The following is a 25,750-nucleotide window of genomic DNA, read 5'->3' as shown; positions in this document are numbered from 1 at the left end:
TCCGTTAGAATACAGAGCTCAAGCCGTTTAAAGAATTTTTATTATTTGTCCTGTCTACTTGACAGGGAGCAGTTCAGTCCGCTACCTTGTTCGTCGTGGTCTTATTTCGTCGAAACGGCGCAATTCGTTGCCTTCGCAATGATCTTTGAGTAGGCACGGGCACCCTTGATGTTCAAATGAACGCCGTCCGCTTCAAAGTAGGACGGATGTTTGACAGCAACAGCATGCCAGTCGATCAGTTCGACTCGTTTTCGTTTCGATGCCTCCTGTAACATCTGATTGACTTCCGTTTCCCACGGACGCGGAACACGTGTTGTGACGAGATAAATACGATCGGCATTTGCAAATTGATCGAGTAAGCTATTCAACTGATCTTTGCGGAAGCTACCATTCGTTCCGAGATGGAGAATGACTTGGCGTCCATGCTGATTGTACGCGGCATACTGCTCACTCAGCGGAATCGCCTCCCGGAGCTGTCGACCGAGTTTTGCGTCAATCGTCAATTGCTTGAGCGTACTGCCAAGGTAATCCTCGACACCGAGTAAGACCGAGTCCCCGATCGCGAGCGTCGGTCGACAGATTTTTCGTTGACCAGTTTTTGCTTTTGGTGTCGTCGGTTTAAGGATTGGCTTCGGTTTTTCTTTTGGCGCTGCTACCTTATGAAAGGCAGGTTCTGGCTTCGGATTATCGGAAACAGCAAGAATCGATAAGTTGCCGATGAAGCTGACGACGAGAACCGTCAACACGGCAACACTTGTCCATTGAACCAGTGAGAACTGTCGTAACTGTCGCGGATGTAACGATAAACGCTTCAAGTAACCAGACAGCCCATGCTGACGGATCGGACGTTCGATGAAGCGATACGATCCTTCGGTCAAGGCAACAAGCACGACGACGATCAGCACGGTCCGCAGCAACGAGAACGTACCGATCTGCTCGACCGGCGTCATCAACGTGATGACGGGAAAATGCCAGAGATATAGACCGTATGATCGTTTACCGATCGCAACAAGTGCCGGATGCGCAAACCACCGACTCCAGATCGATGCCGGATGGGCGATCGTAGCAATCAATAGTGCAACAAGGACGGCGACGAGGAAAAAGCCACCCCGGTACAAGAAGCTTCCGAACTCACTCGTGACGATCATCAGTATAAGCAAGAGTGGCAAAGTAACAGCACCGGTTTGATTCAGTAACCGGACACCGCGTTTCGGGATATCGAGTTTAAAGCGATTCGGCTGCCACGCGAAAGCGAGCAGACTACCGATCAACAAGGTGAATAACCGAGTATCCGTACCGTAGTAGACACGACTTGGATCTTCACCGGGTGTGAACTGAATCGCCATCGCGAGTACGGATGCACCAATCGCAACACCGATCAATTGCAAAAACAAACGACGATTTTTCATTCCGAACCAGAGTAAGATCGGGAACAGTAGATAGAACTGTTCTTCGATCGCGAGCGACCAAAGATTTTGGATTGGTGACGGCTTACCGAACGATTCGAAATACGAGACATCATGGAAGATATACCACCAGTTCGTCCCGTAAATGAGCGCAAAGGCACTATCTTGGCGAACCGTGTGCAACAGCTCGCGTTCAAAGACGGTCACGTACCCGAGAACGAGTAACAGCATGACGAATAGGGCTGGGAACAGGCGACGGAAGCGATGAATCCAAAATCGTTTTAAGTCGAGGCGTCCGGTCGTTTGCCACTCGCGCAACAAGAGACCGGTAATCAGGTAACCGGATAGGACGAAAAAGAGATCGACACCGAGGAAACCACCGGAGAAGAATGAAACGGATAAGTGGTAGAGAATGACAGATAGGACGGCGAAGGCACGTAAGCCATCAAGCCCTGGCATATATGTAATCGAACGAGACGAGGATTTCATAAGACACGAACAACTCCTTTAAAACGACAACTAATTTCTAACAGTCTTTAGTGTATCGAATTCCATTTTCAAAGAAGTGTCTAAGAAGTAACAACCTGACCAAAAAAGCACCCGATGCGCACATCGGATGCAGGCTTACGAAACATGTGGAAAACGACAGGTCACGATGAAGCGGTTGTCTTGTGAACTCAACACGACGCTCCCCCCATGACGTGCCATGATTTGTTGAACAATCGATAAACCGATACCAGAACCGCCGGAAGAACGCGATGCGTCAGATGTTCCGAACGGTGTCAGCCATTCGTTTAGTTCCTCTAGCGTATAGGTCGACTTAATCGCATTCGAGCAGATTAGCTGGATGCCTTCTGTTTCGTCTTTGATCGTAATCCGAAGATCACCCGTTCCGTGAAGTGTTGCATTACGAATCAGATTTTCGAGCAAGCGCCGTAAGAGCATCGGATCGGCGAAGAGAGTCGCGTGTGCAGGACCATTAACAGTAGAGGAAGTGCCAGGAAACAGCTCTAGGACTTGTTCCGTCAGTGTGACAAGATCAAGCGATCTTCGTTCGACCGGGTAATCGGTGTTCGATAATTTAGCGAGCGTGAACAGTTCATCGATCCGGGCAGCGAGCGTTTCCGACTGGCGGGTGACGATCGCTAGGAGCTCCGTCCGTTCGGTCGCAGATAACGTCTCGTGTTTTTCCGTCAGCCACTGGATGAAACCTTGGATCGAGGTCAAGGGTGTCCGTAAGTCATGCGATAGACTCGTGATCAAGCGCAACTGCTGAACGAACCGCTCCTGATCACGCATCCGTAACGTTCGAAGTTCTTGTTCGATTCGTTCGATCGATTGAGCGAACAATTTGAACTCCTTTGGTCCTTTGACGGGAGGTAACGGTGCTGTTGGCGCTGGTTCGACCGTCAATCGCTCAAGCCGTCGCTCGAGTTCGCGGAACAATCTGGCAATCCAACGCGTCAACAGTAGTAAAAAGAGGATGAACAAGACGACCTGCAAGATGAAGAACGCATTCGGATTACCGACTTGATATTCGTTCAATGTTGGCTTTTCGCTTTGTACGGTCAGGAAAAATCCAGACTCATCGTTTGGTAGGGAGATGGCTTCGATATGATGAAGAGTACGAATCGTTCCTGTATCAGAAGGATCTCGCTCCGTCGGTGTTTGCGCAGCGAGCAACCGGCTCGGCGTCAAGTCTTTCGGATACTTGTCGGATGCAGCGATGCGACGACTATCCGCTCCATAGACTGCCCATTCGTATGGGCCGTTCGGTGTTTGCCCTTTTTGATAGCGGGTGATGTCCTGTTTGACGTCCTGAATCGTTTGCGCTTCTGTCGTATAGTAATAACGAGGAATCGTGGTTGTGCCAATCGGTAATTGGCTAGACAACAACCAAGATAATGCAGTACTGAGGAGCGCAGCAAGCAGTAGCAAAACGAGCATCCAGACCGTCAGTTTGATTCGTCTCATGGCTCAACCTTATAACCGACGCCCCAGACGGTCTGGAGGTAGCGCGGTTCTTTCGGGACATCCTCAATCTTGTCGCGAAGCTTATGGATCAACACCATGACGGCGTTCGATGCGGAACCAAGTGCTTCTTCTTGCCAAACCCGCTCATAGAGATCGTCAGCCGAGAAGACACGACGGGGATGATTCAAGAAGAGTGCCAGGCAATCAAATTCACGGCGGGTCAGGGCGAGTGGCACATCGTATTTAAAGATGACGCGTTCGTCTTCTTTGAGCGTGAATGGACCGACCTGAATCGCTGAAGCCGTAGTCGGGACATGATACTGGCTGACGCGGCGCAGTAGCGCCTTAATGCGGGCGACGACTTCGAGCGGATTGAACGGTTTACCGATGTAATCGTCCGCCCCGAAGGTCAAGCCTTGAATCTTATCCATGTCTTCGCGTTTCGCTGTCAGCATCAAGACGGGTAACGTGTGACCGGCAGCACGTGCCGCTTGAACGGTCGAGAAGCCATCGCGGACGGGCATCATCACGTCGAGCAACATCGCATCGACCGGACGCGTTGCAAGAGTCGCTAATGCCTCCTCACCGTTTTCGGCTTCGAGGATCTCGTACCCCTCATTGGTTAAATACAGTCGAAGCAATTGACGGATGTCTGCTTCATCATCAACGATCAAGAGCGTGGGCATGTGTAGATTCCTCCTGTTGCACCCCCTCGAAAACATAAGCCGGGGGCAGATTGTAGAGCGTGTGCGAATAACTGTGTTCTTGAAAATAATCCCGGAACATCTTGAACCGGAACCGAGTATATTGAAAGGCGATGAAGTGACCGCCTGGTCGTAGTAATGTTTGGAACTGTGCCAATAAATCATGCCGTAACGCTGCCGGGAACGACGCGAACGGAAGACCACTGACGATGATGTCGATCTGTCCGCTCCATGAATCGGATAATCCTTGAACGTCACCAATGACGAGGGTGACATTCGTTTCTTGAGCCAGCAATTGCTCGAGTGCCGGGCGGAACGTTTCGCTCCGTTCACAAATCAAGAGATGTGTTTCCGGCGAACGAGCGGCCAGTAAAGCTTTTGTGATTGCCCCGTCACCCACTCCGACTTCAAGAATCTGGCGTGGACGATCGGCGACGGCGCGTCGTGCCATCATTTCGGCCAGGCGTGGACTGCTCGGTGCGACGGCTCCGACATGCAGTGGTGCGTGAAGTGCTGCTTTTAAAAAATCAAACATGAAAACCCTACTTTCCGTTGAGTATAGCATGTAGTATGCACGTCGTCCCTTTCGAAAACAGGTGGAGAATTCTTAACTGAATCTTAAACATATCGATGCCTGATTTTCGGCGACATGATGACCGGACAAGCCGGTATACTAAGGACAAAGGAGGGGAAGGCGATGGAACACCACACGTATTATGAAGCACTTGTTCGCCGGGACGCGACGTATGAAGGGACGTTTTTCGTCGGCGTCAAGACGACCGGCATCTTTTGCCGTCCGACGTGCCCAGCGCGAAAACCAAAAGCAGAGAATTGTGAGTTTTTCGAGACGGCGCAAGAGGCATTACTTGCCTCTTATCGACCGTGCCGTCGTTGTCATCCGCTTGCTTATCCCGGGGATCATGGTACGATTCAGCGCTTGATCGAAGCGGTCGAGGCAGAACCAGACAAACGGTTCAAGGAAGCCGACTTTCGAGCACTTGGTCTCGACGAATCAACGGCACGCCGTCAGTTCAAGAAGCGTTTCGGGATGACGTTCGTCGCCTATGCTCGGGCACGACGGATGGGGCTTGCGATGAAGGAGATCCGGACCGGTAAGCCGATCATCGAAGGACAGTTAGCTGGAGGTTATGAATCGAGTAGTGGTTTTCGTGAGGCGTCAGCACGGATTCTCGGACAGGCACCGTCGCGCTTTGACGGACAAGTCTTACGTGCGAAATGGCTTGATACACCACTCGGGTCGATGCTAGCGATTGCTGACGATCAACTCTTACATCTGCTCGAGTTCGTCGACCGACGCGGACTCGAACGGGAAATCGAACGGATGCGGCTGAAGGCGCGTGCCGTCATCGTGCCCGGGGAGTCACCGGTCTTTGAACAGATTGAAGCGGAGCTCCGTCGTTACTTCAAAGGAGAGCCGGTATCGTTTCAGACGCCACTAATGCGATACGGGACACCATTTCAACGTCGCGTCTGGGAAGAACTCGAGCGGATTCCGAGTGGAGAGACGATCTCGTACCAAGAGCTGGCGATCCGGATCGGTCAGCCGACTGCCGTTCGCGCCGTCGCACGAGCGAATGGAGCGAACCAACTGGCAATCGTCATTCCGTGCCACCGGGTCATTCGGACGAATGGCGATTTAGGTGGATACGCGGGTGGACTCGCACGCAAGGAAACATTGCTCAAACTGGAGCGCACACAGAGGGGACTGGATGAAGGATGAGTTTGATTAAAGATGTGTTTTCACCGAGTTGGCTCGACCGCTTAGGAGCAGCGGTCGACGTACCGGATTTTCGAAGGCGAGTCGAGCAGAGGGACTGGGAAGAACTCGCGTTTAAGCAACGTGTCCGTCGTGTGGCTGAGACACTCGAGACAATCTTGCCGCCGTTTCCGGACGCAGCGGGAGAACTAGAGCGGCTCGCACCGAAGTTTACCGGGCTACCGGGAATTGTTTTTCCAGAGTATGTCGAACGGACGGCAGACCTTGCTGATTGGACGCTTGCGTTAGCGACACTTGCCAAGTTGACGCCGCATTCGACGTCGGAGTTCGCCGTTCGCCGCTTTTTACTTGCTGATCAAGAACGTTATCTCGAGCAGGCGCTCCAATGGACAAGATCAGACGATGAACACGTCCGTCGTTTAGCGTCCGAAGGGACACGACCGCGTTTACCATGGGGACAAGCGATTCCGCGTCTGATTGCTGATCCGCGTCCAGCATTACCGATTCTTGACGCCTTACTACAGGATCCGTCACTCTACGTCCGAAAAAGTGTCGCCAATCATTTGAACGATATTTCAAAGACACATCCGGAATACTTGATCGAGCGAATCGAACGTCACTTAGGAACAGATTCGAACACGGACTGGATTTTACGCCATGCTTCGCGGACGTTACTGAAGCGCGGAAATCCAGAAGTGTTGCAGTTGTTCGGACACGTCACGCAAGGTGAGGTAGAGGTGACGGATTTAGTCGTCTCACCGGTGACGATTGGTCAAGAGCTACAGTTTTCGTTTCAAGTGCATAGTTCCGTTGAGCAACGTCTGCGTCTTGAATATGCGATCGATTACGTCAAACAACGCGGAACGAGTCGGAAGGTGTTTCAACTGCGGGAGCGGGAAGTTAAAGGTGTCCTGCACATTGAACGACGCCAATCATTTCGGAACATGACGACACGTGTCCATTATCCGGGAACACATACACTGACGATTTTGATTAACGGAGAGGCTTACGCGACAGCAACGTTTGAGGTCGAGGAGGGGAGCTGAATGCAAGGACGACATCCGGATTTTACGACGTCACGGCTGTTGGTCGAAGCAATGGATGAAGCATCGGGTTGTAAGTGGACGCTGCATGCGTTGCGTGAAAAAACGATCGTCGGAACGATTACCTTTACATGGAATGGATCGATCGGAACCTTACGTTATACAACGACGGATGAGGACGATCAGCACGGATACATCACAGAAGCACTGACATCGATTCTATCGTATCTCGCGCGGACGTTATTACTGACGCGTGTCTACGGCGAAGCAGGCAGTGAGACGGTCTGGCGTCGAAACGGATTTCAGTTGCAGGCGAATCGATCTGCACGCGAACTCCATCACTAAAGCCCCGCCTGCTTGAGCAGGACGGGGCTTTAGTGATTAGACCGTTGTTTTAGACCAGTTGAAATGGTCGCAAATCGCTTCAGCGCTTTCACGTGCACTTAATTGTTCCGTATCGAGGAAGAGGTAGTTGACGTCCGGTAGTTCGCCCGGCAGCGAACGTGTCCGGTATCCGTCTGCCGTCTCGCGTAAGTCTTGTTCAGAAGCAGCGAGATCACGTTTCGTTACTTTATGCGTCAATCGGTTTTCGGTCGTGTTCCGGTGCAGGCGGGTTGCGACCGGCGCATCCAGTTCAACGATATAGACGTCGGCACCTGCTTGTTCGAATAATTCGACTGTCTCTTCAATGAACTCGAGACCGCCGCCGTCGACACCGAATAGACAGAGAAATGTAAACAGGACACCTTCGAGGGAGCTGTTCGCCATTTCTTTGAACATCTCGCGCCGAATCGTATCCTTTAAGCGGTGATGTGCAGGTTCGGAGAAATCAAAATAAGGCAATAACAGATCGATCGTCTGGTGGTTATGAAAAACTTTCATCTCCGTCAACCGTTCGATTTCCTGACCAATCGTCATCTTTCCGACCGCTTGCGGACCAAGTAACAAGACAAATTTCATGAGTAGGCCTCATTTCCTTTTTCTGCTAAGAATAGCACATTCCGATGAGCGACATCACTAGAACGTTTGTTCGTAATTTGATATAATTCAAATATGAAGTCCCGTCGTGTCCTTGTCTGAAGGAGGACAACCATGCAAGAACAATGGAAAGCCGTCATCGGCTATGTAGGTATATATGAAGTCTCATCGCTTGGTCGCATAAGATCGCTCGACCGGACGATCGTGACGTGTCGCGGCGTCCGGCAACGTCGAAAAGGTGTCCTGCTCCGTCCACGGCTCAATCGGGAAGGGTATCGCAAAGTCACGCTCTATCAACGTGGTCGAGGAGAACGGATACAGGTCGGTCTACTCGTTGCGCAAGCCTTTCTGACGACAGACGTCACGGAAGCGCGACTCGTCAGGCGCAACGGCAAACGGGCTGACGATCAGTTGTCGAATTTAGAAATTCTGCCTTCAATCGATCAGCAGTATAACGAACTACTGGGTGAGTTCGATCTCTTGTTAGGTCAACATGTGACGCTGTCGCCATTTCAGATTCGAACGATTCGCGCGCAGTATGAAAAAGGGAAGACGATTCGTCAATTGGCAGAGCAGTATCAGGTGACGGAAAACCGGATCCGCAACATCATCGATAAGAAGGAAGCACGTTATATCGGCTGAGAACAGAGGAAAGGAGCGCTTACCAGAGATGGGAGGCGCTCCTTTTGTTAAGATGGCGATTCACTCGAGCGAACGGTCTGTTGCAACGAACTGATGCGAGACTCGAGTACGGCGCTATGTGTCTTCAGTTCTGTTTGCTGAATGACGTGGTGTTGCATCTGTTCCCCGAGCACCTGGCTGTAAGACGAGAGTTCTGACATCAACTGCTGAACCGACTGTAGATGTTCCTGCATGCTCAATTGGACGTCTGCGACGATCTGACGCTGGTGTTCGACAGTACCCAGTGTCGTTTCGATCGTCGTCGCTTCAGTCAGCATCTGTTTCAAGTGCCCTGTTGCCGTCATGAGCTGTTGCGATGTTGAGAGAAAACGTTCCGTCATCTGCGAGAGGGCTTGTTCAACTTGATCGAGTCCTGTCGTCCAGGTCTGATTGACCTGCCGGATATGATCTGTACTCGTTCGGATATCGATTGCGAGTTTTTCGACTTCCTTAGCGACGACCGTGAAGCCACGACCGGCTTCTCCGGCACGCGTTGCCTCGATCAGCGCGTTCAGCGACAAGCGGCGTGTCTCTTCAGCAACGCGCTGGATGTGCGAAATTGAGGTTTCCATCTGTTGCTGTAGATGTGAGGTCTGTTGCAAGATTTGTTCCGTCGTCGCGGCTTGTTCCTTTAGCAAGTGGCCTTCTTGTTGCAGTGTCTCGAGGGTCGTATGATTCGTCTCGACGGTCTGTTGAAAGCGGGTCACGGCATGTTGGCTGTTCAGAAGTGTCGTTTGCATTTCGCTTAACGCATCGTGTCCTTGTGCCGTCAAACGTGCTGATGCAACGATCGTCTGGTCCATCTGTGTTGATTGCGCAAGTAAGGAACCGGCGACTTCGTCGACGGCTTGCACCGATTGATCCATCGCGGATAACCGCGAGGAGAAGTGGGGCTGGACGGACTCGAGTTCCTGACTGGCTTGTTGCATCTCGGTCGTTAAATCTCCAATCTGTTGCATCAATTGATTGTATTGAAAAGTCAGTTGTTGTAATTCAAAAGTTGTCGTCTTGAGCGTTAACGGACGATACGAGCGCTTCGCATGCGCTTCTTCAATCTGTAGAGCGAGTTTCGATAACGGTGCCAGTTGATGTTGAATTCGCCAGCGGATTAAGAGGCTGATACTGACAAGCGTGACTACGCTCACCCAGACGAGTGTCCAAGCTAAATCTCGAGCAGGGGCGATTAATTTATCGCGATCGGTCGTCAGCAAGATGACGTCATCGAGTTCTGGAATCGTCATCGCGACAAGAAAGCGATTTTGATTGGAAAAAGCATATGTACGGGCTGTTTTTAAGTGCTCTAGTAGTTGTTTTCGTTTTGCTGGTTCGAGTGTCAACGGTCGGAACGTCGCACTCGTGTTCAGGCTTTGAAAGCGAATCGTGTAGTCGTCACGTGATAAGTCAGTTCGCTGTTGCTGTTGCAATCGTTTAATGGCACGCGAGCGGTCTGTTGCGTCATCCGGATACGCGAGAAAAGTTGCCCGGACGTTCGCGTCGAACATCGTCAATTCACGCATCAGCCGTTCCTCGGTCGCTGCGACGGACTGTCTGTAGGATGCGTAAACACTGAGTGCACTGATCACGATCAGCCCGATGGCGACGATCGGAATCAACCATCCATTCAGTTGTTGTGCCAGTAGGCGTTTTTTCGTAAGCATAAAACATCTCCTCCCGTGTACCTATCGGAAGGAGAAGAGTCAAGATGTATGAAGGTGTTGTACGGCTTCTGTAAAGGTCTTGTGAATCTACTTCACGTGAATCGGAAGGACGGTCGCAAGATGCGTCATAAGTGCTTGTGTCTCTTCTTTTGGTTCAGACGTGACGTAAATGATCAACGCAGCAGCGACGATGATAAAGATGACAATTACTAAAATAATAAAGAACGGCATCTTGCTTTTTCGTTTTTCAGCTTGACGATCCACAGCGGTTCCCCCTTTTTGATGTATACGATAGACATATTTTTAGATTCCCTTTCGAAGTATTTGAAAACCTTGGAAAAAGAGGAGAATGTGCAATCGAGAGGGAATACAGGTGATAAAAGAGTGAAAGAAAGGGGACGAAAGCATGCTCGAATTGTTCAATGCCTTATTGCTCAATTTTTCCTTGTTGATTGCCACGCTGCTGTTTGCTTTTTTGCCGTTACGGCGGATTGAAAACATCTCACCGGTCTCTCCGATACGAGTTCGTCTACTCGTCGGATGTATCGCCGGCATCATCGGGGCATTGCTTGTCTTCAACAGCATCTCGTACGATGTCGCAAAGATTGATTTGCGGCTGCCAGCGCTCGTGACGGCCTATCTCTATGGAGGGTGGGTCAGTGGGGGGATCACGGTTCTGTTTGTCATCGGGGCACGTTTTATTGTCACGCCACCCGGTGGTTACGAAGGACTCGTCTTAGCCACGTTAATCTGTGTCGCGTTACTCGTCACAGCGGAAGTCTACCGACGCTTTGCCGCCCGGCGCCTGAAGGATTATTTGATTTTGCTCGGTGTCGGAATCGCCTATAGCTTACCCGCACTGTATTTGCTGACTGATACGGTCGAACGATTTTTGAGCATGGCCTTCGTTTACATCATCGTCAACTTGGTCGGTGGATATGTGACCTATCGTTTCCTGCAGGAGTTACGGAAGCATTTCGTCTTTGTCCAAACCCAGCAGGAACTCGCCTTGACGGATAGCCTGACGCAGCTTGGCAATCGTCGGAAACTGGATGAGACATTGGCTGAATACGCCCAGCACGGAACCGCCTTTTCTGTTCTCATTCTTGATCTCGATCATTTTAAAGCGATTAACGATACATACGGACATGAAGGAGGGGATGTCGTCTTACGGCAACTGAGCCACCTGTTGGAGTCGTATCTTCCGGACAAGGGGCTCATCGGTCGATACGGGGGTGAGGAGTTCGTCTTCTTGTTACCAGATGTACCACTGAAACGGGCGGAGCGAATCGGCGAAAGGATTCGTTCTGCTTGTGCCGATCAGCATTTCGTTTATAAGGATCATCCCGTGTTTCATGTGACGTTATCACTTGGTGTCGCTTCTTCTGATCAAGCATCGACCGTCTTTGAGACCGTTCAGAAAGCGGATTTAGCTTTATACGAGGCGAAACAAAATGGGCGGAATCGTGTCGTCTGTTACCGTGATCCATCTCTCCGATGAAAAATACCCCGCTCGACCGACTGGTCTGGCGGGGTATTTTTTCATAACAAGGAAAAGACATCGTACTGTTCAAAATCAGCAAGAATGTTCGGCGCGATCAGTTGCCGGATCATTGTTTCATCCGCCCATAAATAGTCATCGTGTTCTGCCGATAACTGAACGTCTGTCTGATTCGTCGAACAGACGTACATCAAGAGGATGATTTGCCGATCGGGATGCGTCAGAAAGCCCGAGGCATAGAGCAGACGCTCCGGTGAAACCGTCAACTGTGTCTCTTCTTTAATCTCGCGGATGAGGCTGTCGAGCGGCAGTTCACCGAAATCGATCTTACCACCCGGACATTCCCATGTCCCGCCACCGAAGTCAGCAGCCGCCCGGCGGACGATCAGGAGACGTTGCTTGTGAATGATGATACCTTTGACGGCAGGAACGATTGCTGTCATACGACGGGACTCCGCAACAATACGACAGGGTCGGTTCCCTCTGTTTCAATCAGCTGCTGATTCTCGAGGTAGATCCCGCTCTCATCAGCGAGACCGAAGGCACGGCTCGTCACTTCTTCCGTAAAGGATTGCGTGAGATGAGCAGCTTCGCCCCACGTCTCGTAATGGACACAGATGACCGCGTCTTTCAGTAAGGCAAGACCAGGCAAACGAAGACGTTGATTGTCGCGTTGGTCGATCTCCGGAATCACACACCGTTCAGGCGAAACGAGGGCACCGGCTGAAAAGCTGGCGACCGGAACACCATCTGCGAAACGCGACTGAATAATGTCACCGATCGGTGTAGCGACCAAGTATTGCTGATACAATTCGGTCTCGCCACCGGAGATGATGATGCCCTGACACTGCTGTAGTTGTGCAAGTTGTTCGTCCGTTGGTGCGTCAGACAGTGGCAGATGGACGAACGACGAGATGCCATCTTCCTCTAACGGCTTCGTATAGATTGAGGAGTAGCTTGTCCAGTCCTTACCGGTCCGCGGAACGTATAAAATCGCGACCGGTCCATCATTCGTTAATGTAGCAAATCGTGTTCGTAAGTTCGGTGTAAAAGGAGGACCGCCTCCGAATAAGAATAAATGAGTACGCATGAAGTCATCCCTCCAACCAATGTAATAGAAAAAGTATAGCAGAAATCAATCAATTGGAAATGTGCTGGTAGAATGATTGTCTGCGGAACCATGTATGATGTTGTTTCCGTTCTTGAAAGAGAACAAACAGGACGAAAGCGAAAACGAGTCCGCGTCCGATCCATGGTAAAACGAGAAGACCGTAGTTCATCGCAGCAAACAGCTGGAGTAAGAAACGGCGCTTGCTCGGATCCCGCAGATACGTGATCAGCGGGAGTTGCTGGTGCGTCTGCTTGAATAATCGCAAATGAAGGAACGGACGCTTCCGGTGAGACGGCTTCGGTAAGGCACCATTCAATTCAAGGACGGTCGCCGATAAACTCGACTGTCGTTTCGTTGACAACAGGATATCCTCCGTTAATCCGTCCTCACGCCGTGACCAGTGCCGGACATGAAGAGATCCGAACAGCAACACACACAGTGCAAAGACGAAGAGGACAGGGTGTGGTTGAAGCCAAAGCAGGAGCAGGAGAGTGATGCGCCCTGCTGACAGTAAGAGGTGACCGCTCCATTTCCGTAAGAACCATTGACCAGATAACCGGTATGTCCAAAAGCTAAAGAACGGTTGGAGCAAAGAGAGCGCGAGACTAATCAGCAGTACTGTGATACTAGATTCGTCAAATCGGATGCGATGTAACGGAAAACAGAGGAGATGTAAGCCGGCAGTCATTAGAAAAATCCGCACGAAGTGATACCGAACGGAATACCACTTCATTCGAACGATCGCTCCAGGAACCGGTTTGAAGAAGAGGCGATCTGCCGGTTCGAACCAAGCGTAAAAGGCAGGCAGGAATCCATACAAGATCCAACCGAGTAAAATCCAAGTGACCGGAACCGTTTGAACCCAGTCCGCTTGACCACTTAAGATCTGAACCATCTCATAGATGATGAACAGACCGACGGGAACAACGAGATACAGCAAAATCGTCCAGTCGAAGATTTCTCGAAAGAAGCGCCGCTGTTCCGCGTGCTGTCGACGGATCCGTTGCTTCAGAAAGGTTTCAATCATGCTCGAGCACCATCGCTTCCATGATGTCAAACAAGCGGGCACCGGACTGACCAGCGGCTTCACCGATTTGAGCGAGTGTTCCTTGATGTTTGATGCGCCCCTGATCAATCCAGACGAAATCATCACACAGACGTTCTGCGGAATCGAGGACATGGGTGACAAGCAAAATCGCCACACCACGCGTTCGTTCTGATTCGAGTAAATGCAACAACCGAATCGTCGCGACCGCGTCGAGACCGACGAACGGTTCATCGATAATCAGACAGTCCGCACGTTGCATCAAGGCGCAGACAAGCATCACTTTCTGTTTCATTCCTTTAGAGAAAGAGGATACATAGTCACCTGTGACGGTATGCAGTTCGAACGTCTTTAGAAGTCGTTCCGTATAGGCATGATCCGTCTCGTGGAGCGAGGCGACCAGTTCAAGGTGCTCAGCGAGTGTCAAATATTCGTAATAGGTCGGCTGTTCCGGAATATAGGCGAGGGATACCGGTAAATCAATCTCTCCTTCGACCCAAGGTAGCGTACCGAACATCGCTTGAATCGTCGTACTTTTTCCTGCACCATTCGTACCGATCAAACCGGTGATGAATCCAGGGTGTAAAGCAAACGTAATCTCTTGCAAGACAGGCTGATCGACGTCATAACCAGCTTGGTGAATGGATACATGCATGTGAAACATCTCCTTTCACTACATCTACTGATAGAAGGAGAAAAATGTTTCACAGTCACAGAAATCAGCAGAACCGTAGTGAAAAATGTAACGGGTCAAAAATAACAAATGGGCTATAATGGAAATATCAATTTTAGAGGATGAGCGTGATGCAGACAGTCGAACGAATTTATTTTCGGGAATCCGGCATGGGCAGAGGACAGACGTTTTGGTGGGACCGTGCAAGTCGGACGGTTCGAGCGGAAGATGAGGAAGAAATATTAGCTCCATGGTTTCCATGTGGATTAATTTTACCCGACGAAATGGATCCGTTACTTATAAAACTGACGGAAGAGGATATCTATCTGATCGACATGTGGTCGGATTGGTTCGATGCCGAGAAATGGCGGAAGTACTTGAATCCTGAAAGTCTTACTATGAGGGACGGAACAGATTGGGAGATTCATGTGTCGACAGAACACGGTACAGAAAAAGTATCACGCTCAAACGTCTTTCCACCAGGGTGGGAGATGATTCGGGAACTGTTATACGGTTACTACCGTGCGGGGAGTAATCGAGAACATGAAGAAGGGGAGGATGAACAATGAAACGAGCACTATTGTATCTGATTCCGTTTGCGTGGCTCGGACCGTACCTCGATTGGAAAGAGGGTTCGATACTGGGGTATGCCTTATTTTTGTTTGGACTCGGTGTTCTATCGTATTCACTTGCGCGGAGTGGGAAACCGAAACACATCGTCATCGGCAACATAGTTACGTTTTCGATTTCCTACGGGATTGCGCTCAGCTTAGGGCAAGGGTATGGAGAAGGTTACTTCAAGCCATTGACAGCCAGTCAACTGGTGCTTGGATTGAGTGTCTTGAATCTCGTCGTGCAAATACCGATTGTGATGAATGCAATTCAAAACAAAGTGATGAAAAAGGAGTTAGAAGGACATGACGGATGAGAGCCAACAGTTACTTGATGTAATTCAGCGAATCCTAGAACGACAATCGCCACTCGACTTAATCGATATCTACCAGCGCGTAAGACAAGCAGAACATCTGGATCTATCACGCTTTACATCAGAAGCAGGACTCGAGGCACGTATTCGAAAATTGATCTACCTGCATGCGAGTGAGTGTGAATTGTACCGGGGAGAGCAGGATCTCTTTTACAGCGAGACGGGGAAAGGAACAGGACGTTGGGGATTGCGATGAAAAAAAGCTACGCAACGAGTGCGTAGCGATCAGGTCAAACGAGCCCTAAGATCTCGACTTCGACCAATGCACCTTTTGGCAGTTCCTTCACGGCGATACAAGACCGAGCTGGGAAGTGATCGTGTGGTGCGAAGTAGTCGGAGTAGATTGTATTAAAAGAAGCGAAGTGTTCCATGCTCGTTAAGTAGCATGTCGTCTTGACGACGCGGTCCGGTGTTAGTCCTGCTTCTTTCAGGATGGCATCAACGTTCCGCATGACTTGTTCCGTTTGCTCCGTGATGCCGCCTGGTACGAGTTCACCTGTTGTCGGATCAATCGGGATTTGACCGGAAGCGTAGAGTGTACCATTCGCGATGAAGCCTTGCGAGTAAGGACCGATTGCAGCAGGGGCGTTCGTTGTATCGATCTGTTTGAATGTAGACATGAAAAGAACCTCCTCTTGTAAAATACATATGTACGACACCGAGTGATTCGACTCGGAGATCCCTCAACCCTTCAAAGGAGTGAATTGATATGCCACTTTATCATAAATTAGTTCGAGACGCGATTCCAACCATCATCGACCAAAATGGGAAAAAAGCGACGTTCCGAACGTTGGATGAGAATGAATTCCTAGTGGAAGCGAAAAAGAAATTACATGAAGAACTCGCTGAATACGAGGAAGCAACGACGGACGCAGAAGCTGTCGAGGAATTAGCTGATTTACTGGAACTCATCCAAGTGTTAGCGAAGACTCATGGCGTGACAGTCAAGGAACTGGAAGCCGTCCGAGCGAAGAAACAGCAACAACGCGGCGGCTTCGAAGAACGCCTCTACCTGATCGAGGTCGAGGATTGATCCCGGAAGCGAAGCTGACGACGCATCATTTATATGACTCACTCGTCGAGGCCATTAATCAGGCAGAGGAAGTCTATATCGTCGCAGCATTTGCTCAGAAGTCAGGTGTCACCTTGCTCGTTCCAGCATTTCGTCGTGCCTTACAACGAGGAGCCGAGATTCGGCTGTTGATTGGCGACTATCTACACATCACCGATCCAGAAGCACTGGCGCAGTTGCTTGCGCTGGATGGGTTGTCAGTTCGCTTTTATCGATCAGGCGGACGCTCGTTCCATCCGAAAGCGTATCTGTTTCGAAACGCAGAGACTGGCTTATCAATCGTCGGTTCGTCGAACATCTCGAACAGTGCGCTTCGGTCCGGTATCGAATGGAACGTTCATCTACCGCAAGCTGTCGCACCACAAATCCTTGATGATGCGATTGATGCCTTCATGGATCTTTATCTCAGTGAATCGGCAGAAGAACTGAACCCAGTTGTTTTAGAGGCCTACCGTCAAGAGTACGCGGCGCGTCAATATGTGGCGGAACCAGAAGTCGAGTATGACGAAGGGAAAGTCGTCGTTGCACCAGAAATCCTGCCACACCGGGTGCAGGAAGAAGCGCTGCAAGCGTTACGGGAAACGATGGAAGAAGGACGGACACGGGCGTTGGCAGTGCTTGCGACTGGACTAGGGAAGACCTACCTGAGTGCGTTCTTTGCGGGAGACTTCACACGAGTCCTGTTCCTGGCACATCAAAAAGAACTATTACTGCAAGCGGAGCGTTCGTTTCAAAAAGTCAATCCGGCGTGGCAGACCGGCTTTTATATCGGCAGTGACCGGACCGTCACGGAGACGACGGAGATTGTTTTCGCTTCCGTCCAGACGCTGGCGCAAAAGCGTCACTTGGACCGTTTTACAACTGACCAGTTTGATCTCATCATTGTCGACGAGTTCCATCACGCGGCAGCGACGAGTTATCGGAAGATCATCGATCATTTCACGCCTCGTTTCTTACTTGGTCTGACGGCGACACCAGACCGGATGGACGGCGCCGATGTCTATGCGATTTGTCATCATAACGTTGCGTTCCAGATGCACTTCACGGCAGCGATTGCTGAAGGCTTTTTGACGCCGTTTCATTATTACGGTATTCATGACACGATCGACTATTCCCAGATTCGACGAATCGGTCGGACCTATGATGCGACGCAGCTCGAGCATCGACAACTTGATCGAGACGTCGCAGAAAATATCTATCATTCGTGGGAGAAACATCGTCAAACAAAGACAATCGGTTTTTGTTCGTCGATCAAGCAGGCGGAATATCTGGCGCAAGTATTCCGGGATAAAGGAACGACAGCATTTGCACTGACAGGGCAGACGACGAATCGTGCACAATACATGCAAGCATTCGTGCAAGGCGAAATCGACGTTCTCTTTACCGTCGATTTATTCAATGAAGGTGTCGATATTCCGAAAGTGGACACACTGCTGTTCTGTCGTCCAACCGAATCGATCGCCATCTATACGCAACAAATCGGACGTGGCTTACGTTTAGCACAAAATAAATCGCATTGCGTCATCATTGACTTGATTGGGAACTATCGCAACGTCGAGACGAAACTGAAACTGCTCGGGACAATGAAAGAATCGTTCAAGCGTGGGGAGACAAAACCGATTACGCCACCGCCAGGCTGTGTGATTCAGTTCGATACGCAAGCACTAGAATTGATTCATCGACTACGACAACCAAGTCAGCGGAAGTTACGACTGATTGAACAATATGAGCAAATCAAATACGAACTCGGTCGTCGACCATCCTATGTTGAAATCGGTGAGTATGCAGCAGTTCCACAAGGTTATAAACAAGAGTGGGGCTCTTATGTTGGTTTCTTGAAGGAGCAACAGGAGTTATCTAACGAAGAGGTCGAAGCGTACGATGCAAATCGTGAGTTGATTGAGCAGGTCGAAAAGACGATCATGAACCGGAGCTATAAGATGGTCGTCTTGTTAGCGATGCTTGAGCGGGGAGAAGAGCGCTGGATGGAACCGATTACTGCAGAAGAAGTCGCACCGTTCTTTTATGAGTATCTGCATGCGGAAAAGTATCGAGAGTTGAAGGATGCGCAAACATCAGAGTTAAAAGGACCGTTTGATTCTGCAAAAGTAGAGAAGTTATTGAAGAAGATGCCATTTCCGAAGATGGGGAAGCCATTTATATTTAGTGATAATATTCTTTCTGTGAAAATAGGAAAACGATTTCGGATGTTACACGAAATGATTAAAAGTATTATATTATTTAGGATTTATTTATATTTTTATAGCAATGACTAAATTTGTTGAATATAAAGTTGAGATTGTAATATCTATGTAAATGCATATAAATTTCAAATAGTCATATTTAAAGATTCTGATCTAGAATATTCTTTGTGTATATATTTTTAATCTATATTTAGAATAGTTGTTTAAGAACCATGATACAATTATTTTTAAGTACTAATATTTGGAGGGAACGAAGTGAATAATCAAACTTATAATCAAATTGTTAGTTTTATATGGGGCATTGCTGATGATTGTCTCCGTGACGTATATGTACGTGGGAAATATCGAGATGTTATATTGCCAATGACCGTCATTCGCCGTTTGGATGCTGTTTTAGAACCAACAAAAGGTGCGGTTTTACAGATGAAAAAAAATCTAGATGAAGCTGGAGTTATTAATCAAACAGATGCTCTGTGCAGTGTAGCAGGACAATCGTTTTGTAACACATCACCGTTTACTCTTAAAGACTTAAAGTCACGTGCTAAGCAGCAACATTTGAAAGCTGATTTTATTGCCTATCTAGATGGTTTCTCACCGAATGTCCAAGAAATACTTGAAAAGTTTAAATTTCGTAATCAGATAGATACCATGATTGAAGCGGACATCTTAGGTGCTGTTATTGAGAAATTTGTAAGTCCTACTATTAACCTAAGTCCAAAGCCAATACTAGATGATGATAATAATGTCAAAATACCAGGCCTTGATAATCATACGATGGGTGTCATTTTTGAAGAACTAATTCGTCGTTTTAATGAAGAGAATAACGAGGAAGCTGGAGAACATTTCACCCCACGTGATGTAGTAGAACTGATGGCAGACATTACTTTCTTACCTATTGCAGACAAAATCAAAAATGCACCATATCTAGTATATGATGGAGCATGTGGAACAGGTGGGATGCTGACGATTGCCGACGAACGTTTACACCAGTTGGCAAGAGAACACGATAAGGAAATCAATACTTATCTGTACGGACAGGAAATCAACCCAGAAACATATGCCATCACAAAAGCAGACTTACTGATTAAAGGAGAATCACTACAGGATGACAATGTGGCGTTCGGCTCTACTTTATCAAATGATGGCTATCCTACACTTAATTTTGATTTCATGTTATCCAATCCCCCTTACGGTAAGAGCTGGAAAACTGATTTGGAGCGATTAGGTGGGAAATCGGATATTTCAGACCCGCGTTTTATTGTAACACATAACGGAGAACCTGATTTTAAAATGATTCCTCGTTCAAGTGATGGTCAGATGCTTTTCCTTGCAAATAAATTAAGCAAGATGAAGCACGACACAGAACTGGGTAGTCGCATTGTCGAAGTACACAACGGTTCTTCTCTCTTTACTGGTGATGCTGGTCAAGGAGAAAGTAATTTAAGAAGATACATTATTGAAAATGATTGGCTAGAAGCAATCATTGCTTTACCAGAAAATATGTTTTACAACACGGGAATTGCAACATTTATATGGGTTGTAACTAATAGAAAAGCAGCTCCCCGTCGTGGAAAAGTGCAACTTATTAATTCTACCAGCCTAAAAAGTCCACTTCGCAAAAATCTTGGAAACAAAAATTGTGAGTTGACGACTGATTTACGAAAGCAGATTTCTGACATGCTAATTAACTTTGAGGAGACAGAACACTCGAAGATTTTTGATAATAAAGAATTTGGTTATAACAAAATAACTGTAGAACGTCCATTACGGTTAAGTGTGGACTTAGGAAATGAGAACTTAATGAAGTTCGAGCAAATTTGTAACCAACAAATGGATACCAAGCTTGCAACAATTATTGAAAAGGTAGCAGAAAAACACAATTATTCAGTTGTACAAAATTTCAACGAATTCATTACAGAACTAGGTGAAGTTGCAAGAGACTTAGGTGAAAAATTGCCAGCTAAGAGGGTGAACCTTATTAAAACCCATTTAGCGCAGGTTGATGAAAACGCAGACAAGGTCATAAAAAAAATATATAAGCCTGGAAAAGCTAAAACGAATCCTTTGAGTGGCTTGTTTTGTACCAAAATTTTTGGAAAAGATTGTGTGGTAGAATATGAGCCAGATACTAATTTAAGAGACACAGAACAAATTCCATTGCTATACCTCGGTGGAATAGAGCAGTTCTTTAAGGACGAGGTGTTACCCTTTGCATCAGATGCGTGGATAGATGAGGATAAGACACAAATCGGGTATGAAATTAGTTTTACTAAGTATTTTTATGAACCCGTTCAACTACGAATTCTTGAAGAAATAGCGGCAGATATTAAAGCACTTGAAGAACAGACTAAAGATTTACTAAAAGAAATCATAAGGGGGTAAGTGGGAACTATGGCAAAACTTAAGCCTTATGAGAAATATAAAGAAACAAATGTAAATTGGATGGGTAGCATGCCTTCACACTGGGAGATAAGAAAAAACTCTCTTCTATTTAGAGAGGTTACAGATACAAATCATACAGATCTAGAATTATTATCAATCATGCTAGATAGAGGTATTGTAAAGCAATCATCAACAGGAAGAAAAAAAAGAATGTCTGAAAATAATCAGTTATATAAAAGAATTTGCGTAGGTGATATCGGATATAATCTTATGAATGCATTTATGGGTTCCATTGGTGCTTCAAAGTATGAAGGGATTATAAGTCCTGCATATGCAGTATGTAGACCGAAGATAAAGTTAAATCCATGGTACTATCATTATTTATTTAGAACTCCAATGTATAAAGCAGAATTTAATAAAAATTCTTACGGAATCATGTATGAAAGAAACAGATTGTATTTTGATAGATTTAAAAGGATTTTTGCTTTTGTCCCTCCAGTATCCGAACAAGACCAGATTGTGAGATATCTCGACTATCAACTTACAAAAATTAATAAATTTATTAAAGTAAAGAGAAAGCTTATATCTTTATTAAAAGAGCAAAAACAAGCAGTAGTTAATGAGGCAGTAACTAAAGGAATAAATCGTGATGTTAAGGTGAAGCAAAGCGGAATTGATTTATTGGGGGAAATTCCAGATTGTTGGGATGTGAAACCTTTAAAATATTATGTCAAAAGCAATATAGAAACCTTAAGTGAAAATTTCGATAATGAGAATGAAATAAGATATATTGATATAAGCACTGTTGGCTTTGGTGAACTGAAAAAAAATCCTGTTAAATATAAATTTTCAGATGCACCTTCTAGGGCTAGAAGAATTATTAACTACGGAGATACTATAATCTCGACAGTTAGAACATATTTAAAATCAATGTGTTTTGTAGATAATGGAATCAGTGATTGCATTGTTTCAACTGGTTTTGCAGTCCTTACACCTAACGAACAGGTTTATCCAAAGTTATTAAACTATGTATTATCATCAAACTACTTTGTAAGTTCAGTAAGTAAAAATTCAATAGGTGTTTCTTACCCTGCTATAAGTGAAAGTAAACTTATCTCTTTAAAAATAGCATTGCCGAAAAATATCGATGAACAACGTGAACTTCTAAAATATATACATGAAAATACACAGGCAATAGATAAAAGGTTGTATGTTGCAGAAAAAGAGATAGAACTTATAAATGAATATCGTATTCGTCTTATTTCAGACGTTGTCACTGGAAAAGTAGATGTACGTAATATTGAAATACATGCTTTCCAGAATGAAGAGCAAGAAAACATTATAGATGAAGATATTTTGAAACTGGAGGAAGTCCCAGAGGGTGAGGAGTATGAGGTCAAATGGTAACTAACACCAACGAAGCAGGACTTGAGACATTAATTATCAATCATCTTGTAAAACAGAATGGATATGAGCAAGGGCAAAACAATGATTTTAATAAAGAATATGCAGTAGATGAGACAAGGTTCTTTCGATTCTTAGAGGATACTCAAAAAGAAAAGTTGGAGATGTTGGGCGTTTATAAAAGCGAAAGCAACAAAGCAAAATTATTAAACCGCTTGCAGGGGGAAATTACGAAAAATGGTGTAATTGAAGTCTTAAGAAATGGACTCAAAATTTATCCGGTGACTCTTGATTTATTTTACCTTACTCCTTCTGAAGCTAATGAGACAGCCAAAGTTCTCTATGCAAAGAATATATTCAGTGTAACGAGACAGTTGATGTATTCGAGAGATAACATGAAATTTGCTCTTGATTTTGTCATCTTTCTTAATGGCCTTCCTATTATTACTTGTGAGCTTAAGAATCAATTAACAAAGCAGAATGTTGAGGATGCGGTCTATCAGTATAAAATAGACCGTGACCCTCGTGAATTACTCTTTCAATTTGGACGATGTATGGTCCATTTTGCAGTTGATGACAATGAAGTCCGAATGTGTGCGAAACTTGACGGTAAGAAATCCTGGTTCCTACCTTTTAACAAAGGATATAAAAATGGAGCTGGTAATCCTCCTAATCCTGATGGAATTAAGACGGACTATCTTTGGAAACAAACGTTTTTGAAGAGTGAACTTGCAAATATCATTGAAAACTATGCACAAATTGTTGAGGAGAAAGACCAAGAAACGAAAAAGTTAAAGCGTAACCAAATCTTCCCTCGATATCACCAGTTAGCTGGTGTGAAATCTATACTAGATGATGTCAGTGAAAAGGGTGTTGGTCAAAAATATCTTATTCAACATAGTGCAGGAAGTGGAAAATCGAATTCGATTGCTTGGCTGGCTCATCAATTAGTTTCATTGTCAAAAGACGGGAAAAATTTTTTTGATTCAGTTATCGTTGTCACTGATCGTATTAACCTCGATAAGCAGATTAAGAATACCATTTCAGGATTTATGCAGGTATCGAATACGGTGGGACATGCAGAAAGTTCAGGAGATTTAAGGAAACTACTTCAAGATGGTAAGAAAATTATCATTACTATTGTGCATAAATTCCCTTACATTCTTGGTGACATCGGAAACGAACACAGAAAAAACAAGTTCGCTATCATCATTGATGAAGCTCATTCTAGTCAGAGTGGAAACATGTCGGCTAAAATGAATATGGCACTTTCTGACCAATATGAAGATGCAGAAAATGAAACGACAGAAGATAAAATATTAAAGATTCTAGAGGGGAGAAAAATGCTTAATAATGCGAGTTACTTTGCATTCACAGCAACCCCGAAGAATAAAACGCTTGAAATGTTTGGTGTTCCTTATGCAAAGGATAGAAAGATTAAACATCGACCGTTCCATGTCTATACGATGAAACAAGCCATTCAGGAAGGCTTCATTTTGGACGTATTGAAAGATTACACGCCAATTAAGAGTTATTACAAGATTGCCAAGATAGTAGAAGATGACCCGAAATTTGACAAAAAGAAGGCGCAAAAAAAGCTGAGAAATTATGTTGAATCCAATGAAAAAGCAATCGAACTAAAGTCCGAAATTATGGTAGACCATTTTCATGACCAAGTGATTGCAAAAGGAAAAATTGGCGGTCATGCTCGTGCTATGGTTGTAACTAGCAGCATTGAACGAGCAATCCAGTATTACTATTCAATATCTGCATATTTGGAAAAACGTAAAAGCCAGTTTAAACCGATTGTTGCCTTTTCAGGTGAGCACGAGTACGGTGGGGAAAAGATAACAGAAAGCTCAGTTAATGGGTTTCCGAGCAGCGAGATTGAAAAAAAACTAAAAAAGGACCCATACCGTTTTCTTGTTGTTGCAAATAAGTTCCAAACAGGTTACGATGAGCCGCTTCTTCATACGATGTACGTTGATAAGGTGTTGACGGACATTAAAGCGGTTCAAACCCTTTCTCGTTTGAATCGAGCTCACCCACAGAAACATGATACATTCATACTTGACTTTGCTAATGAAACGATTACGATACAAGATGCTTTTTCTAAGTATTATAAAACAACGGTACTCTCTGAAGAGACAGACCCGGATAAACTTAATGACTTAGAGAGTGACATTAGACGCTATCATGTTTTCACAGATACACATATTGATAAACTGGTAGAGTTTTATCTCAATGGGGCAGAACGTGATAAGTTAGACCCCATTCTAGATGTTTGTGCTAAGCATTATGAAGATGATTTGGATGAAGATGGCCAAATAGACTTTAAGAGCAAGGCGAAGGCGTTTGTACGAACATACGGATTTTTGGCATCCATTTTGCCTTATGGAAACTTTGAGTGGGAAAAGCTTTCAATCTTCCTAAATTTCTTGATACCAAAGCTACCTGCACCAAAAGAAGAAGACCTATCAATTGGTATCCTCGAAGCGATTGACTTAGATAGTTACAGGGCGGAAGCACAAGCTAAAATGTCCATTGTACTAGAGGACAAGGAAGAGTATGAAATTGCACCAGTACCTACATCGGCAATAGGTGGGAAATCAGAAGTAGAGTTAGATTTGCTAAGCAACATTCTTGAAACCTTCCATGACCTCTTTGGAAATATTCCTTGGAAGGATGAAGACCAGGTTAAGAAACATATTGCTTCTATTCCAGAAATTGTCGCAAAAGATAAAGATTATCAGAATGCTATAAAAAATTCTGATAAGCAAAATGCAAAAATTGAGAGCCAAAAAGCTTTAAATCGAGCTATCATTAACCTTATGTCTGATAACATGGAAGTGTTTAAGCAGTACAATGATAACGACTCTTTTAAGAAATGGTTATCAGATATGGTGTTTACACTAACATATAATATGGATGGAAATGTATATTCCGGAAAACCGCATATTTAATATGGAATTGATTATTATGGAGTCGTAAAAGCTTTTTTAGCGGAAAGTCCTTTGATCTATTAGATTAATAAATCTAATTCAAAAACATCTTTATTTTGATTTTTTAATGCAGGTATAAGATGAATTTATCTCATAACAAACTTTCATTGAATATAGTGTATTGACTTTATTCTAGAAGGTAGTTATGAGTTTTTTCGTTTTTTCAATTCGATTTCTTTTTACTACACT

At 46.0% G+C, this 25,750-nt stretch carries 25 protein-coding genes; 13 read left to right on the top strand and 12 right to left on the bottom strand.

The features are described 5' to 3' along the window. Nucleotides 1–101: 101 nt before the first annotated feature. From ACRPK8_RS10435 to ACRPK8_RS10420, 4 genes are all read right to left on the bottom strand, one after another. Complete coding sequence (locus ACRPK8_RS10435) at nucleotides 102–1,895, bottom strand: acyltransferase family protein (protein ID WP_432238166.1); 1,794 nt, start codon at nucleotides 1,893–1,895, stop codon at nucleotides 102–104. Between the two features lie 135 nt (nucleotides 1,896–2,030). Beyond that, nucleotides 2,031–3,380 (bottom strand): sensor histidine kinase, encoded by a 1,350-nt coding sequence (locus ACRPK8_RS10430; protein ID WP_432238165.1) that lies wholly within the window; start codon nucleotides 3,378–3,380, stop codon nucleotides 2,031–2,033. Continuing rightward, nucleotides 3,377–4,066: a response regulator transcription factor gene (locus ACRPK8_RS10425; protein ID WP_432238164.1), complete on the bottom strand. Its 690-nt coding sequence runs from the start codon at nucleotides 4,064–4,066 to the stop codon at nucleotides 3,377–3,379. The genes ACRPK8_RS10430 and ACRPK8_RS10425 overlap by 4 nt, the downstream gene beginning before the upstream one ends. Beyond that, the gene (locus ACRPK8_RS10420) at nucleotides 4,044–4,619 is read right to left on the bottom strand and encodes a class I SAM-dependent methyltransferase (protein WP_432238163.1); all 576 of its coding nucleotides are present in this window, start codon (nucleotides 4,617–4,619) and stop codon (nucleotides 4,044–4,046) included. The genes ACRPK8_RS10425 and ACRPK8_RS10420 overlap by 23 nt, the downstream gene beginning before the upstream one ends. 162 nt (nucleotides 4,620–4,781) lie before the next feature. Between ACRPK8_RS10420 and ACRPK8_RS10415 the strand changes: the two genes are divergently transcribed. From ACRPK8_RS10415 to ACRPK8_RS10405, 3 genes are read left to right on the top strand one after another with little or no spacing between them, the layout of a single operon-like run. Beyond that, entirely contained in the window at nucleotides 4,782–5,825 is a 1,044-nt protein-coding gene (locus ACRPK8_RS10415) for a bifunctional transcriptional activator/DNA repair enzyme AdaA (protein WP_432238162.1), read from the top strand. Beyond that, nucleotides 5,822–6,868 (top strand): DNA alkylation repair protein, encoded by a 1,047-nt coding sequence (locus tag ACRPK8_RS10410; RefSeq protein WP_432238161.1) that lies wholly within the window; start codon nucleotides 5,822–5,824, stop codon nucleotides 6,866–6,868. The genes ACRPK8_RS10415 and ACRPK8_RS10410 overlap by 4 nt, the downstream gene beginning before the upstream one ends. Next, the gene (locus ACRPK8_RS10405) at nucleotides 6,869–7,210 is read left to right on the top strand and encodes a GNAT family N-acetyltransferase (protein ID WP_432238160.1); all 342 of its coding nucleotides are present in this window, start codon (nucleotides 6,869–6,871) and stop codon (nucleotides 7,208–7,210) included. Between the two features lie 36 nt (nucleotides 7,211–7,246). Here ACRPK8_RS10405 and ACRPK8_RS10400 read toward each other — a convergent pair whose 3' ends face one another. Continuing rightward, nucleotides 7,247–7,825: a shikimate kinase gene (locus ACRPK8_RS10400; protein ID WP_432238159.1), complete on the bottom strand. Its 579-nt coding sequence runs from the start codon at nucleotides 7,823–7,825 to the stop codon at nucleotides 7,247–7,249. Nucleotides 7,826–7,957: 132 nt separating this feature from the next. Here ACRPK8_RS10400 and ACRPK8_RS10395 point away from each other — a divergent pair, with 132 nt between their 5' ends. Next, nucleotides 7,958–8,485: an NUMOD4 domain-containing protein gene (locus ACRPK8_RS10395; RefSeq protein ID WP_432238158.1), complete on the top strand. Its 528-nt coding sequence runs from the start codon at nucleotides 7,958–7,960 to the stop codon at nucleotides 8,483–8,485. A gap of 47 nt (nucleotides 8,486–8,532) precedes the next feature. Here the strand turns inward: ACRPK8_RS10395 and ACRPK8_RS10390 are convergent, their stop codons facing one another. Together ACRPK8_RS10390 and ACRPK8_RS10385 are read right to left on the bottom strand one after the other, a co-directional pair. Continuing rightward, nucleotides 8,533–10,182, bottom strand: coding sequence for a methyl-accepting chemotaxis protein (locus tag ACRPK8_RS10390; protein ID WP_432238157.1), 1,650 nt, complete (start codon nucleotides 10,180–10,182; stop codon nucleotides 8,533–8,535). Nucleotides 10,183–10,269: 87 nt separating this feature from the next. After that, the gene (locus tag ACRPK8_RS10385; protein WP_432238156.1) at nucleotides 10,270–10,446 is read right to left on the bottom strand and encodes a hypothetical protein; all 177 of its coding nucleotides are present in this window, start codon (nucleotides 10,444–10,446) and stop codon (nucleotides 10,270–10,272) included. 142 nt (nucleotides 10,447–10,588) lie between these two features. Here ACRPK8_RS10385 and ACRPK8_RS10380 point away from each other — a divergent pair, with 142 nt between their 5' ends. Then, on the top strand, nucleotides 10,589–11,683 hold the full coding sequence (locus ACRPK8_RS10380) for a diguanylate cyclase (RefSeq protein ID WP_432238155.1): 1,095 nt from the start codon (nucleotides 10,589–10,591) through the stop codon (nucleotides 11,681–11,683). 41 nt (nucleotides 11,684–11,724) lie between these two features. On the opposite strand, the gene ACRPK8_RS10375 is transcribed toward ACRPK8_RS10380, so the two are convergent. Genes ACRPK8_RS10375 through ACRPK8_RS10360 form a run of 4 tightly spaced genes read right to left on the bottom strand, consistent with a single transcriptional unit; the run spans nucleotide 11,725 to nucleotide 14,494 of the window. Continuing rightward, the gene (locus tag ACRPK8_RS10375; protein ID WP_432238154.1) at nucleotides 11,725–12,126 is read right to left on the bottom strand and encodes an NUDIX hydrolase; all 402 of its coding nucleotides are present in this window, start codon (nucleotides 12,124–12,126) and stop codon (nucleotides 11,725–11,727) included. Then, nucleotides 12,123–12,773 (bottom strand): Type 1 glutamine amidotransferase-like domain-containing protein, encoded by a 651-nt coding sequence (locus ACRPK8_RS10370; protein WP_432238153.1) that lies wholly within the window; start codon nucleotides 12,771–12,773, stop codon nucleotides 12,123–12,125. Before ACRPK8_RS10370 ends, ACRPK8_RS10375 begins: the two co-directional genes overlap by 4 nt. Nucleotides 12,774–12,822: 49 nt before the next feature. Continuing rightward, a complete protein-coding gene (locus ACRPK8_RS10365) occupies nucleotides 12,823–13,821 on the bottom strand; it encodes an ABC transporter permease (protein ID WP_432238152.1) in 999 nt (332 codons plus the stop codon). Continuing rightward, nucleotides 13,814–14,494, bottom strand: a complete 681-nt coding sequence (locus tag ACRPK8_RS10360) for an ABC transporter ATP-binding protein (protein ID WP_432238151.1) — start codon at nucleotides 14,492–14,494, stop codon at nucleotides 13,814–13,816. The genes ACRPK8_RS10365 and ACRPK8_RS10360 overlap by 8 nt, the downstream gene beginning before the upstream one ends. Before the next feature lie 149 nt (nucleotides 14,495–14,643). On the opposite strand from ACRPK8_RS10360, the gene ACRPK8_RS10355 reads away from it, so the two are divergent. The 3 genes from ACRPK8_RS10355 to ACRPK8_RS10345 are packed head-to-tail and all read left to right on the top strand — an operon-like array spanning nucleotide 14,644 to nucleotide 15,693. Continuing rightward, nucleotides 14,644–15,081: a hypothetical protein gene (locus ACRPK8_RS10355; protein WP_432238150.1), complete on the top strand. Its 438-nt coding sequence runs from the start codon at nucleotides 14,644–14,646 to the stop codon at nucleotides 15,079–15,081. Beyond that, complete coding sequence (locus ACRPK8_RS10350; RefSeq protein ID WP_432238149.1) at nucleotides 15,078–15,440, top strand: hypothetical protein; 363 nt, start codon at nucleotides 15,078–15,080, stop codon at nucleotides 15,438–15,440. The genes ACRPK8_RS10355 and ACRPK8_RS10350 overlap by 4 nt, the downstream gene beginning before the upstream one ends. Continuing rightward, complete coding sequence (locus ACRPK8_RS10345) at nucleotides 15,430–15,693, top strand: hypothetical protein (RefSeq protein WP_238238602.1); 264 nt, start codon at nucleotides 15,430–15,432, stop codon at nucleotides 15,691–15,693. The genes ACRPK8_RS10350 and ACRPK8_RS10345 overlap by 11 nt, the downstream gene beginning before the upstream one ends. Before the next feature lie 34 nt (nucleotides 15,694–15,727). Here the strand turns inward: ACRPK8_RS10345 and ACRPK8_RS10340 are convergent, their stop codons facing one another. Next, nucleotides 15,728–16,117 carry a RidA family protein gene (locus ACRPK8_RS10340; protein WP_432238148.1) on the bottom strand — a complete coding sequence of 130 codons (390 nt, stop codon included), beginning with the start codon at nucleotides 16,115–16,117 and terminating at the stop codon, nucleotides 15,728–15,730. Nucleotides 16,118–16,206: 89 nt separating this feature from the next. On the opposite strand from ACRPK8_RS10340, the gene ACRPK8_RS10335 reads away from it, so the two are divergent. The 5 genes from ACRPK8_RS10335 to ACRPK8_RS10315 all read left to right on the top strand — a co-directional run bounded on the left by ACRPK8_RS10335 (nucleotide 16,207) and on the right by ACRPK8_RS10315 (nucleotide 25,522). Further along, entirely contained in the window at nucleotides 16,207–16,530 is a 324-nt protein-coding gene (locus tag ACRPK8_RS10335) for a nucleoside triphosphate pyrophosphohydrolase (protein WP_432238147.1), read from the top strand. Next, nucleotides 16,527–18,845, top strand: coding sequence for a DEAD/DEAH box helicase family protein (locus ACRPK8_RS10330; protein ID WP_432238146.1), 2,319 nt, complete (start codon nucleotides 16,527–16,529; stop codon nucleotides 18,843–18,845). Before ACRPK8_RS10335 ends, ACRPK8_RS10330 begins: the two co-directional genes overlap by 4 nt. 183 nt (nucleotides 18,846–19,028) lie before the next feature. Next, on the top strand, nucleotides 19,029–21,155 hold the full coding sequence (locus tag ACRPK8_RS10325; RefSeq protein ID WP_432238145.1) for a type I restriction-modification system subunit M: 2,127 nt from the start codon (nucleotides 19,029–19,031) through the stop codon (nucleotides 21,153–21,155). A gap of 9 nt (nucleotides 21,156–21,164) precedes the next feature. Continuing rightward, nucleotides 21,165–22,562, top strand: a complete 1,398-nt coding sequence (locus ACRPK8_RS10320; RefSeq protein ID WP_432238144.1) for a restriction endonuclease subunit S — start codon at nucleotides 21,165–21,167, stop codon at nucleotides 22,560–22,562. After that, the gene (locus tag ACRPK8_RS10315; protein ID WP_432238143.1) at nucleotides 22,556–25,522 is read left to right on the top strand and encodes a type I restriction endonuclease subunit R; all 2,967 of its coding nucleotides are present in this window, start codon (nucleotides 22,556–22,558) and stop codon (nucleotides 25,520–25,522) included. The genes ACRPK8_RS10320 and ACRPK8_RS10315 overlap by 7 nt, the downstream gene beginning before the upstream one ends. Nucleotides 25,523–25,750 lie beyond the last annotated feature (228 nt).

The organism is Exiguobacterium sp. TDN 0502 (assembly GCF_050846835.1).
Taxonomy (GTDB): Bacteria; Bacillota; Bacilli; order Exiguobacteriales; family Exiguobacteriaceae; genus Exiguobacterium_A.
The sequence above is the reverse complement of the archived record's forward strand: the minus strand, read 5'-3'. Positions and strand labels throughout refer to the sequence as shown.